11 protein-coding genes are annotated in these 10653 nt (G+C 44.9%); 8 read left to right on the top strand and 3 right to left on the bottom strand.

Translation table 11 applies throughout. From position 1 onward, the window contains the following. Positions 1 to 621 precede the first annotated feature (621 nt). Complete coding sequence (locus QUA83_RS13695; protein ID WP_333293666.1) at positions 622 to 1539, bottom strand: glycosyltransferase family 2 protein; 918 nt, start codon at positions 1537 to 1539, stop codon at positions 622 to 624. Here QUA83_RS13695 and QUA83_RS13690 point away from each other — a divergent pair. Continuing rightward, the gene (locus QUA83_RS13690) at positions 1466 to 1678 is read left to right on the top strand and encodes a hypothetical protein (RefSeq protein WP_333293667.1); all 213 of its coding nucleotides are present in this window, start codon (positions 1466 to 1468) and stop codon (positions 1676 to 1678) included. The genes QUA83_RS13695 and QUA83_RS13690 overlap by 74 nt on opposite strands. 1 nt (position 1679) lies before the next feature. Here QUA83_RS13690 and QUA83_RS13685 read toward each other — a convergent pair whose 3' ends face one another. Continuing rightward, positions 1680 to 2651: a glycosyltransferase family 2 protein gene (locus QUA83_RS13685; protein ID WP_333293665.1), complete on the bottom strand. Its 972-nt coding sequence runs from the start codon at positions 2649 to 2651 to the stop codon at positions 1680 to 1682. Positions 2652 to 2960: 309 nt separating this feature from the next. Between QUA83_RS13685 and cobU the strand changes: the two genes are divergently transcribed. The 3 genes from cobU to QUA83_RS13670 all read left to right on the top strand — a co-directional run bounded on the left by cobU (position 2961) and on the right by QUA83_RS13670 (position 6383). Further along, positions 2961 to 3536 carry a bifunctional adenosylcobinamide kinase/adenosylcobinamide-phosphate guanylyltransferase gene (gene cobU / locus QUA83_RS13680; RefSeq protein ID WP_333293664.1) on the top strand — a complete coding sequence of 192 codons (576 nt, stop codon included), beginning with the start codon at positions 2961 to 2963 and terminating at the stop codon, positions 3534 to 3536. A 277-nt stretch (positions 3537 to 3813) separates the two neighbouring features. After that, the gene (locus QUA83_RS13675) at positions 3814 to 4236 is read left to right on the top strand and encodes a hypothetical protein (protein ID WP_333293663.1); all 423 of its coding nucleotides are present in this window, start codon (positions 3814 to 3816) and stop codon (positions 4234 to 4236) included. A 77-nt stretch (positions 4237 to 4313) separates the two neighbouring features. After that, positions 4314 to 6383, top strand: coding sequence for an AarF/ABC1/UbiB kinase family protein (locus QUA83_RS13670; protein ID WP_333293662.1), 2070 nt, complete (start codon positions 4314 to 4316; stop codon positions 6381 to 6383). 77 nt (positions 6384 to 6460) lie between these two features. Here QUA83_RS13670 and QUA83_RS13665 read toward each other — a convergent pair whose 3' ends face one another. Further along, positions 6461 to 7570 carry a hypothetical protein gene (locus tag QUA83_RS13665; protein WP_333293661.1) on the bottom strand — a complete coding sequence of 370 codons (1110 nt, stop codon included), beginning with the start codon at positions 7568 to 7570 and terminating at the stop codon, positions 6461 to 6463. A 475-nt stretch (positions 7571 to 8045) separates the two neighbouring features. Between QUA83_RS13665 and QUA83_RS13660 the strand changes: the two genes are divergently transcribed. The 4 genes from QUA83_RS13660 to QUA83_RS13645 all read left to right on the top strand — a co-directional run bounded on the left by QUA83_RS13660 (position 8046) and on the right by QUA83_RS13645 (position 10594). Then, positions 8046 to 8336, top strand: a complete 291-nt coding sequence (locus QUA83_RS13660; protein WP_333293660.1) for a hypothetical protein — start codon at positions 8046 to 8048, stop codon at positions 8334 to 8336. A 152-nt stretch (positions 8337 to 8488) separates the two neighbouring features. Beyond that, the gene (locus QUA83_RS13655; RefSeq protein ID WP_333293659.1) at positions 8489 to 8725 is read left to right on the top strand and encodes a DUF2281 domain-containing protein; all 237 of its coding nucleotides are present in this window, start codon (positions 8489 to 8491) and stop codon (positions 8723 to 8725) included. 8 nt (positions 8726 to 8733) lie between these two features. Then, entirely contained in the window at positions 8734 to 9141 is a 408-nt protein-coding gene (locus QUA83_RS13650) for a PIN domain-containing protein (protein WP_333293658.1), read from the top strand. Between the two features lie 328 nt (positions 9142 to 9469). Next, a complete protein-coding gene (locus tag QUA83_RS13645; RefSeq protein ID WP_333293657.1) occupies positions 9470 to 10594 on the top strand; it encodes a hypothetical protein in 1125 nt (374 codons plus the stop codon). The last annotated feature ends 59 nt before the right edge of the window (positions 10595 to 10653 follow it).

Here is a 10653-nt window from a genome sequence, read left to right as displayed (position 1 = left end):
GCTATTTTTACCAACGGGGGATGAGGGCTATAAGTCAGATTCAGTCTAGCTCTTAGCCATCTTGTCACCCCCCCAGCAAGATTGGGCAATAACGCAACATAATCTGGGAGAAGCCTACCGTAAAAGAATCACCGGATTCGGTTCTATGAAAACATAAAAACTTTGTCAACCGTTACTGCTCTCAATGAGGCACAACAATGGCTGCGGAATCTGACATCAGAGAAGCTGGAAGCCGTCTTAGAAGACCTCAAACCCGAAATCGCTCAAACATTTGAGTAAGTGTCCCCAAACCAACGAACTCGCAATCAAGCTCCTCTGAATGGCACACTGAATCGCAAGCCGTTTTCCTTTGCTGAACCTCATTACTGGGCTGGCTTTACTGCGATGGGCCTTTAGCAATCCTGACAAAAATTGTCCTGTTTTTTCGTGCTTATGTAAATAAGTACCAGTGTTAATGGTGCTCCTGGGTAAATGCCAAACGATAGCCATTGGGATAAGGGCGATCGATTAAATGAGTAATTCTTATTTTGCCATAAATTGTACTTCTTTTGTACCGAAACCCGGCGGTTTCAACCGCGTCTACACAAACAAAGTCCACTCCAAGCGGACTAACAGATACTCTTATGGCAATTTCACTTCAGTCTCCTGACTGATAACTACTGGCGGCGACAGAGTAGGCTCAGGTTCGGCCACATTCAACTGACCGCCACAACAACGCAATTCATAAAGTTTTGCATTAATTTGATACTCATATTGACTCAATAACCTTGCATAAATATAGCCAGCTTTCCCATCCAAAAAGCCGAGCTGAATGAAGTAAAATAAAATAAATCTGAGCATTGGTTTAAAAGGCAGCCGCACCCAAACTTTTTTGAGAAAACGCTTCCGCTGCACTGCATCTCCAAATAAGTGAGCGCCAATAGTACCACTGTCGTCGCGCCCTTCAATTATATTGTAATAAACACGAGCTTCCCAATTAGAATAGCGGTTGTGCCGTTCTATCCAGTGAAATAAATCGCGGTAATCCTCGTGGATCATGTCATTTTTTAAGTAGCCGACTTGACCGGCTAAAATGACGTGTTCGTGAACTTCGTTGTCGCCAGTATTGGGGACGGATTCAGTGCCGAGGTTTTCGTAACGTCCTTTTTGATGTTTGAACAAACGTAAATTCCAGTCGGGATATCGGCCGCCGTAACGCAGCCACTGACCTAAAAATAAGACTTTGCGGTTGAGGTAGTAGCCGTCAAAATTGGGGTCTTCGATCGCCTGCGCGATTTCGTCCCAAAGTTCCGGCGGAATGCGCTCGTCGCAATCGACAATTAATACCCATTCGTTGCGAAAGGGCAGGTTGTCCAATGACCAATTTTTCTTTTTCGGCCAGCGGTTGTCAAAGTAAAACTGCACTACTTTTGCGCCGGTGCTGATGGCAATTTCTACCGTGCGATCGCTACTTTGGGAATCAACCATGAAAACTTCATCCGCCCTGGCAATGCTGGCCAGACACGCAGGTAGATTAAGTTCTTCGTCTTTTGCCGGAATGAGAACTGAAACCGGAATCTTGGATGAACTAGATGTCATAATCGAGTGCTTGAACCTAAATGCGGTCGAGTTTTGGTGGATGAAGTGCGATCGGCACAGCCGCGCCGACGACTTGATCAGCGAGGGATATTGCCTATAGCCTAATGCCTACTGGTCGATTTCGGTGCAAAAATTAGGCCGCGGATGGCTGCGCTCAAATAACCGATTTGACCCCAGGCAAAAACGAAATTTTCAAAGCGCAGCCCTGGATCTCTAATATATTTAAAAGACTTCCAGACACCCCTCAATATTCTTTCACCCCCCCGCCCAAGCTGAGCAATACCGGCTCGATCGGACAATTGTTCCCGGTAACACTCGCTGATGCCTTGCCACCACCCGCGCTCTAGAAACCAAGCTTTGCTGAGCCGTTCTGTCGCGACATTGTGCAGCACCAAGGCATCCGGTAGATAAACTACTTGCCAACCTAACTCTAAAGCTAATTCTGTGGCCCGCAACTCTTCATTTGACAACAATTTTGTGCCGACTCTACCGAGTTTGACATCGAAGCCGCCAATTTGTTCGAGAAAAGCGCGCCGGATCGAGTAGTTTACCCCCCTGGGAGTCAAACCGGCAGCAGTCACGTAAACGCAAGTATCGCCTAAATCATATGCTCCCAAGTTCTGGGCTAATCCGGGTGACAGCCATTCGGGCGGGCTGACTCCCGAAGGCCAGAGCAAATTGACTTTGCCACCAGCTACGGCGAGTTTTTGATTGTTTTGATAAGCCGCGTGCAGCACCCTGAGCCAATTCGGCTCAGCAATAGCGTCGTCGTCTAGATAAGCTAATATTTCACTGCGAGCTTGCTTAGCGCCGGTGTTCCGGGCTACTGACAGACCGATTTCGGGTTCCCAGACGTACTTGAGGCGCCGATCGCCCTGTCTTGCTTCTACCACCTCGCGGGTGCGGGAAGTCGAACTTTCGGGGCTTGCATAATCGCTAGAAGCGTTATCCACTACTACTACTTCAAAGTTGTCGGGAAAATCCTGTACCAGCAAGCTGTCGATCGCCCCACCTAAATAGGCGGCGCGATTGTGGGTGCAAATAATCGCTGATATCTGAGGACGATCTGGCATAAATAACAGCTTGGGAAATACGGGGGTTCTCGATCAACTTACTCTGATATTGTCTCATCAATGCTATTATCGCTTAAAAAGCATTTGGTAGTTGGCCGTTTAAATCATAATTGGTAATTGCTAATTGGGAATTGGCAATTGGGAATTATGTTTAATCCTTTGTATGTGACCCCGCCCAAAGAAGGGAGACAAGCCCACGACATTAGTCGCGAGCAGCCCAAAAATTTTAACCAAACTTCAATCTCCCAAAATCATTTGTTGTGGAGTAAATCTAAAATCTAAAATCTAAAATCTAAAATCGACTGACTAATGAGTAACTCAGAACCCACCACATCGAGACAATTAATCTTAGTAACTGGGCCGGCCCGAAGCGGCAAAAGTGAATGGGCCGAAACTCTGGCGGCGGGTTCTGGAAAACAAGTAATCTATGTGGCTACCGGTCAGGTTGATGAAACGGATTTGGAGTGGGTTCGCCGCCTCGATCAGCACCGAAATCGCCGTCCAGTTGATTGGGCAACTCTAGAAGTGCCGATCGAATTATCGGCAGTTGTGCAAGCCGGCAAGCCCTCAGATTGCTTGTTAATTGATTCTCTGGGAACTTGGACGGCAAATCTTTTGGAACAAGAAGCTGCTGTTTGGGCGACTACGCAGCAAGATTTGCTCGCTAGTTTGAAGTCGGCGGCGGCTGATGTAATTTTAGTAGGGGAAGAAACCGGATGGGGTGTTGTGCCTGCTTATCCGGCGGGGCGGCTGTTTCGCGATCGCCTCGGCACTCTCGTGCGCCACATCGGGGCGATCGCCGATACTGTTTATCTCGCCACCGGAGGTTACGCCTTGAATCTCAGCGCTTTGGGTACGCCGCTGCCGCCAGTAGCGAAAAATTAACAGCCGGAGTCCCAATTGACAAGGGAGAAAAAATATCGGTTTCCCGAACGACAATTTTAACTGAAAATTAGGTATAATTTTAATTTAGATTGAAAACCAAAGACTCACATAAATCAGTCAAAAAACCTACTCCCTAGGGGGAACAGCCCAACAATTTGACATGAGGAATAGCCAAATTTTGAAAGTATGTAAAAGATAAAATGTCTATTAAGAAAGAGTGCTAATTTCAAATTAAAAGTCTAAACTAATCAATTAGTTTAAGGGTTGACTAAAAGTTATGGCATCAGAGAGTGAAGTAAGAAAATATATTGCTTACTGGTTTCAGTTAGGCAAAAAAGTATTAATTTACAACGGTTCCGAAGCGCTGCTGCCCAAATCGGTAAATGCGGGCGATCGCTACAGCCAGGAATTTGAAGAGTGCTGGCAAAAAATCATCTCCCGCGACAGCGGAGACTGTTACCTCGACGGCACAAACGAAACAATTGCCAAACTGCTGACACCAGCTTGGGAAATCAGTCCCTGCGCGCGCTGCGCTATGCCCGTAGTGTTCCAACAAACCGGAATGCCCCCGGAGTTCTGTCCCTGTAACGACTTACCGAACTGGCCCGATACCGAAATGCCCCAACCTCGATCGCCCGTCAGCAGCCAATCGCAACTATCAGGCATTCGCGATCGACTCCAAAGATCCAGCGGCGAGTAAGTATATAAGAAGGAAGAAGGGTCTTCTTCCTTAAATTGTTACAATATATTTACAATGCTTCACACTAGGTCTGATTTATGAATGTCAAGACAGTATCGCCAGCCTCCCCGCAAACTTATGTAAATTCAGGGACTCAGGCTGTACTCGGCAATCTCCAAGATGCAAATACAATTCCCCTGCAAGCAGTACCAGTATCACTAGAGACGGATGTCGTAACGGACGATCGGCTCAAATCAGCCAGAGACATAGCTTTCGAGTTAGCAGGAGATGCTGTTCGGTACGATCCAGTGGCGATCGCAGCCCTGTACCGAAATAGACCTCTACAAGTCTGGGGAAGGCTGTCGAGCGTTGTTTGGACATTTTTTAGCTTTGCCTTCAGTGTGTGGTTCGACAGCAAAACAGGTCGTACCGCCACCAACCAAAAGCGTCGCGCCGTCCGACTGCGGGAAATTCTGGCCCAACTCGGCCCAGCTTTCATCAAAATCGGACAAGCACTTTCAACACGCCCCGACTTAGTACCGCCAGTATATTTAGAAGAACTAACAACGCTGCAAGACCAATTGCCAGCATTTCCCAACGAAGTAGCATATCAATTCATCCAAGAAGAATTGGGCGCCCACCCCAAAGACATCTACGCAGAAATTAGCCCCGATCCGATCGCCGCAGCTTCCCTCGGACAAGTCTACAAAGGCAAACTCAAAACCGGAGAAACAGTCGCAATCAAAGTCCAGCGACCCGGTTTAGCCGAGAACATCGGCTTAGATATCTACATCCTGCGGCGCGTTGCAGTTTGGGCACAAAACAACTTCAAAATAATTCGCAGTGACCTCGCAAGCATTATGGACGAGTTGGGCGAGCGAATTTACGAAGAAATGGACTACACCCACGAAGGTCAAAATGCCGAACGGTTTGCCCAACTCTACGGCCACATCAAAGACATTTATGTTCCCAGCATCTACTGGGAATATACCCGCCGCCGCGTCTTAACAATGGAGTGGATCACCGGCATCAAACTCACGAATTTAGAAGCCGTGAAAGCTCAAGGAATCGATGCTCCTTACTTAATTGAAGTGGGTGTGCAGTGTTCTCTCAGACAACTGCTAGAACACGGTTTCTTTCACGCCGACCCGCATCCCGGCAATCTTTTGGCAACTCCTGACGGTCAATTAGCTTATCTCGATTTCGGGATGATGAGCGAAGTTAAGCCTTATCAGCGGTACGGCTTGTTGGAAGCTGTGGTGCATTTGGTGAACCGCGACTTTGAAGGTTTAGCAAAAGATTACGTGAAGTTGGAGTTTTTAACTCCCGACACTGATTTAACGCCAATTATTCCAGCTTTGGCGGGCGTATTTAACAATGCTTTGGGTGCTAGCGTTGCCGAACTCAATTTCAAAAGCATTACTGACGAGCTTTCGGCGGTGATGTACGAATATCCTTTCAGGGTTCCAGCTTACTATGCTTTGATTATTCGATCGCTCGTTACGTTAGAAGGGATTGCCATTAATGTCGATCCAGAATTCAAAGTGTTGAGCAAAGCCTATCCTTACGTTGCAAAACGGCTGTTGAGCGACCCCGCACCGGAATTGAGAGCATCCCTGCAAGATTTGCTGTTCAAACAAGGCGAATTCCGCTGGAACCGCTTAGAAAACTTGCTCAACAATGCCCGCGAGAGCGAGGATTACGATGTCAGCAAACTCTTGAACCAAGCATTAGAATATTTATTTTCCGAAAGAGGAGATTTCATTCGCGATCGTATTGTCCTGGAATTAGTTAAAAGTCTTGACACACTTTCGAGCAATGCTTTTGCTAACGCCAAAGCAGTCGTCGGCGAATGGTTTGGACTCAAGGCAAATCAACCTGTGGTTTCACCAACTGAACAAAAAAACTTAGAACACATCAAGCGGATTTGGGATATTTTGCAATCAACTCCCGGTTTTGACGGGATGAAAGTATTGCAGCTACTTCCGCAGTTGTTGGTGAAACCGGAAGTGCAGAATATGGGCCAGAAAGTAGTCGGCGGTTTAGCTCAAAGAGCAGTTGCTAGGGTTATTCGCGAGTTTTTGCTTTCGCAGGAACAGGATGCGATTCCCGAAAATGGAAGCTATGCTAAAACTTCGCCTCAGTTGTCTTTACCTGCGGCGAAGTAGTTTGATGGGGCGTTTTTAACCGCAGATATTAGCAGATAAACACAGATGAACGCAGATGAATTTTTGTCTGCGTTCTTTTAATTAAGCTTGAATCCTTTAGCGGCTAATTGCTGACGGAGACTTTGAATAATTACGCGATCAAGAGTATTTTCCCCACTATTGGTACTAGATTGGCGCTGTTGTTCAATATATGCTGCACGCTTTTGAGATAAGTCGCGGATCGTCTTTTTAATCGCCTCTCTTTCTGTTTTCTTTCCAGCTACATATGCTCTTTTTTCTGTTAGCGTCATACCTCGCATGATTTCTGGTAAATTATCATCTGATATTGCTTCTAGTTTAACTGTTCCGTTTTCGAGAGCATCCAGCAAGTCCCAAGAAGCATTATCATAGTATTCAGAAGCTTTGGAGGCACTACGCGAAGCAAAACTTGTGCCAGAATTACTATCTTCAACAGCCTGACGTTGTTGTCCTATTCTTCCTTCTCTACCGTAGGGAATGTAGGTTTGATTGAGTTTAGTATTCCAAGTAGAAATTTCGTCGTCGTAAGGAGAGTTAATTACCACAATTTGTTGGTTTTGATTGATGTTGAAGGTACTGCCTTTTGCTAAATCTGCTCCTGATACCCAAAGTTGTCGCTCCTGACTTTCGGCTGAACCACAGTAGATTGTATTAACGAGAGTATCTCCTTTAACCGCGAGATTGACCGATTGATTCCAAACTATTGGGCCTTGATCGAATGGTTCATTACCCGCAATAAAAATCACGCGAAAATCTTCCTGATTTTTACTCCAGTTTAATTCTTGCATTGCCGAACGAATTACCCAGCCAGCATATTCTTGACCCCCGTTGGTTTTGATACTAAATAGCTTTTCGGAAACTAAATCTAATTCACGAGTAAATCCAGTTAATAATCTCACAAAACCTTCTGAGGAAGGTAAGCTGTCATTACCATAATGGTACAGAGCAACTTCTAAATCTGGTACTTCGCCATCTTTGGTTACTTTATTTAAAAAATTAACAACTTGCCAAAGTTGAGTACGAGTCTGGTCAATCAGTCCATCCATGCTATTACTAGAATCTAAAAGGATGGCTATCTGAATTTTTGCTTTGGCGAAAGCTGCTGTGGGAGAACACAAGATACTTAGGGTTAAAGCTGTAGTGAATAAAATTCGAGTTAGTTTTTGCATGGAATTTCCCCTACAAATTTATTTTTTACCCAATTATAGTCAGTGATAGTATAGATTTAGTTCCTGGTGTCAAGTAACTTGTAACAAGACTTTACATCGGCGATTAATTCAGTACAGGACTTACGCACTCCGACGAAAGAAACCGGGTTTTTTACCTTGGGTGTGGACTGCAACGTTCTAGCAGTTTTGTTAATGCTGCATCAGGAGTTTTATTGTTTTCTAAGTGAACGCGGTTTAGGGAAACAACTACTTTTACGTGGTGGTACTTTCGGGCGTTAATCGATATTCAGCCATCGGTTTTTCCTTCCTTTTCGTCACAAGAGTAATAGGTTTTTCCGTGACATCTTATTATGGGTTAGAGTTGCTTTTGGGAAAATAAAACAAATTTAGTGAATTAACCGCAATGTTCGCCCTGCTTGTCCGTGCGCTATCATAGAAGGATTCACAGAAAAGCCTAGCGATCGGGAATCAATATATGCAAGCAATCCTGTTGAGCAGTGAAGAAGTTGCGAAACGTGCCTATCGAATCTATGAGGGCGGAATTCGTAAGAAGGTTGAGATAGAGGAAAATATTGGCAAAATGGTCATCATCAATGTTGAGACAGGTGACTGTGAAGTCGATCGAACAGGGCTACAAGCAGCTAAAAACCTCCAAGCAAAGTCTCCGTATGCACGACTCTTTGGCATCCGCATCGGTTATAATGTAGCGGCTTCTTTCGGCGGTGTGATGGAGCGGGTGAGTAGTGATTTCCGGTATTGTGACTGATAGACACGCGATCGCTTTTTCTTCTAGCTCGACAATTTACCATTTGCAAGTCTTTACAAAATTATGTCACTTTTTCTCACCGGCAGGGCGATCGGAGTAAGATTTCAAAGTTGTATTAGGAGGCGATAAAGCCCACCCACCCCCTAAAAGCCATGACAGCCGCCGAAAGACTCTATCAACTGATCCAAACTTTCCCAGAAAGCCAAATCAACGAAGTCCTCCACTTCGCTGAATTTCTCCAGCAAAAACAACTCGCCACTTCTCAACAGGCTATCCCTCCTGGCACCCTCACCGGACTTCGGGGCATCGCCAAACATTCTGGGTCAGCCCCTAGCGACGAGGAACTGCAAACAGAATATACGGACTATCTCATCCAAAAATACCAGTAAGCCATCCCGTGAAAATTCTCATCGATACCAACATCGTCCTAGACTTAATCTTGGAACGGGAACCCTTTGTCGAGAATGCGATCGCCCTTTTCGAGCAAATTGAACGGGGCAACTTAGAAGGCTATATCGCCGCAACTACCATCACCAATATTTTCTACATCATTCGTAAAACCGAAGGTCGTGAAGTCGCCCTTGCTGCCATTCATCGTCTACTAACTGGACTCCGATTTTGTGCTGTCGATCGTCAAACCGTCGAAACTGCTCTGGGCATTGGCTTGAAAGACTTTGAAGACAGTATCCAACTCGCCTGTGCGACCCTTGATCGACTTGATGCGATCGTCACCCGCGATCGGAAAGACTTCATTGGTAGCAACCTCCCCATTTACTCCCCCACAGAACTCTTAAACCAGCTCTAGCAGAAAAATATCTCAAAAAATTCCTAACTCTGAGCATAAGGATTGTCAACCTTAAATCTCAAATCGATCGAGGTAATTTATGTAAGTTTACAAGATCGTGTCACTTTTTCTAACTAGCAGGGCGATCGGGGTGGTTTATTTTTTGAGTTAAAATCAAAGCAGACAACAAGCTGTTGAGAATGTTCGGAGTTTAAACCGTAGATATGCGGGATAAGCCATCTAAAAATGTAATTGTACCGCATCTGCGGTACAATTATAAGTTAGGTAGCTTAATCTGCTAGCTAGGATAGTACGGTAAACTCACTTGTTGAGAGTAAAACATAGGTGAATGTTAGTGGCGCTTTTCAGTCGGCTCCTAAATCTCAATACAGGTAGTATTCCGCTAGAAGATTTCTTCACTGAGTTGGTCGCTTACCTCTTCAGTACAGATAAGGAAATTCTCTATTCTTGGCTCAAGAATTTAAACTTATTGGATATAAATATTTATTTGGATGCCTATGTTTCAACACAGAGGGAGTTTGAGCCTCTTGGTGATCATCGTTTAGCTAGCCGCCCAGATATCTTAATTGAGCTAGTAGATACTAAAAGTCGTAGCATCATCTTTGTCGAAAGTAAGATTGGCTCTCAGGAAGGCTACGAACAGCTTTCAAGGTATGCCGAGATTTTGCATGGAATTTCAGGGTTCCAGCACAAATTTCTTTTGTACATTACTCGTGATTTTGACCCAAAAGATCAAGAAGATATTTTTAAGAATATTTCTCAATCTACCGTTCAGTTTAGGCAATTGAGATGGCATCAGTTCTATCGATTTTTGAAATCTCAGGCAGATACAATGCTTGTTCAAGAAATTGTGACATTTATGGATGAGTATCGCATGGCACATAACAATCAGTTCTCTTCTATTGACGTGATTGCATTAGCAAATTTCACAAAATCACTAAAACTCATGGAAGAGACAATGTGGGGAGAAGTCAGTCAGCGCTTTGAGAAAGTTTTGGGAGCAATTAAGCAAAAGTCTACAGCTCTTACCCAGGTTCAATGGCATGGGCGGTATTTAATGACTGCCTCAATGCCAAGTGGAAGATGGTGGTGTGGTCTAGGCTTTATTTTAAAGACATCACATTTAACTGATTACCCAATAGTACGTCTCGTACTTGAAGTAGATCCTAATTCACCGCGTCGAGCAGAAATTATTGAAGCGATGAAAGATATTTGCGAACAGTACGGCTGGAGGGGTTATAACTTAGATAGCTCAAAAGACTGGGCAGGAATAGTTCGAGACAAAAGTTTACAGGACTTTCTTTCTGAAGAAGACCATGTGGTAGCTATCAAAAGATTTTTCCTGCAAGCACTAGATGAGTTAGAAAAGATCAAAGATCAGTATTCAAAACTTCCTTGGGTAGCAATTCAAGGTAATGGAGAAGGCTCTGATGATGCGTTGCCAGCTACCTAACAAATCATTGCAACGGCGGAATAAAGATATTCGGTGGGGATGCCAGCGTTGCTAACCGC

It is taken from the genome of Microcoleus sp. K1-B1, from assembly GCF_036704705.1.
Lineage (GTDB): Bacteria > Cyanobacteriota > Cyanobacteriia > Cyanobacteriales > Microcoleaceae > Microcoleus.
Note: the sequence above shows the minus strand (reverse complement) of the source record. Positions and strands in the feature narration are given on the sequence as shown.

Coding starts and splice junctions, on each gene's coding strand:
- QUA83_RS13690 (WP_333293667.1), top strand. CDS start 1,466: ATGAAAACTTCATCCGCCCTGGCAATGCTGGCCAGACACGCAGGTAGA.
- QUA83_RS13685 (WP_333293665.1), bottom strand. CDS start 2,651: ATGCCAGATCGTCCTCAGATATCAGCGATTATTTGCACCCACAATCGC.
- cobU (WP_333293664.1), top strand. CDS start 2,961: ATGAGTAACTCAGAACCCACCACATCGAGACAATTAATCTTAGTAACT.
- QUA83_RS13675 (WP_333293663.1), top strand. CDS start 3,814: ATGGCATCAGAGAGTGAAGTAAGAAAATATATTGCTTACTGGTTTCAG.
- QUA83_RS13670 (WP_333293662.1), top strand. CDS start 4,314: ATGAATGTCAAGACAGTATCGCCAGCCTCCCCGCAAACTTATGTAAAT.
- QUA83_RS13665 (WP_333293661.1), bottom strand. CDS start 7,570: ATGCAAAAACTAACTCGAATTTTATTCACTACAGCTTTAACCCTAAGT.
- QUA83_RS13660 (WP_333293660.1), top strand. CDS start 8,046: ATGCAAGCAATCCTGTTGAGCAGTGAAGAAGTTGCGAAACGTGCCTAT.
- QUA83_RS13655 (WP_333293659.1), top strand. CDS start 8,489: ATGACAGCCGCCGAAAGACTCTATCAACTGATCCAAACTTTCCCAGAA.
- QUA83_RS13645 (WP_333293657.1), top strand. CDS start 9,470: ATGTTAGTGGCGCTTTTCAGTCGGCTCCTAAATCTCAATACAGGTAGT.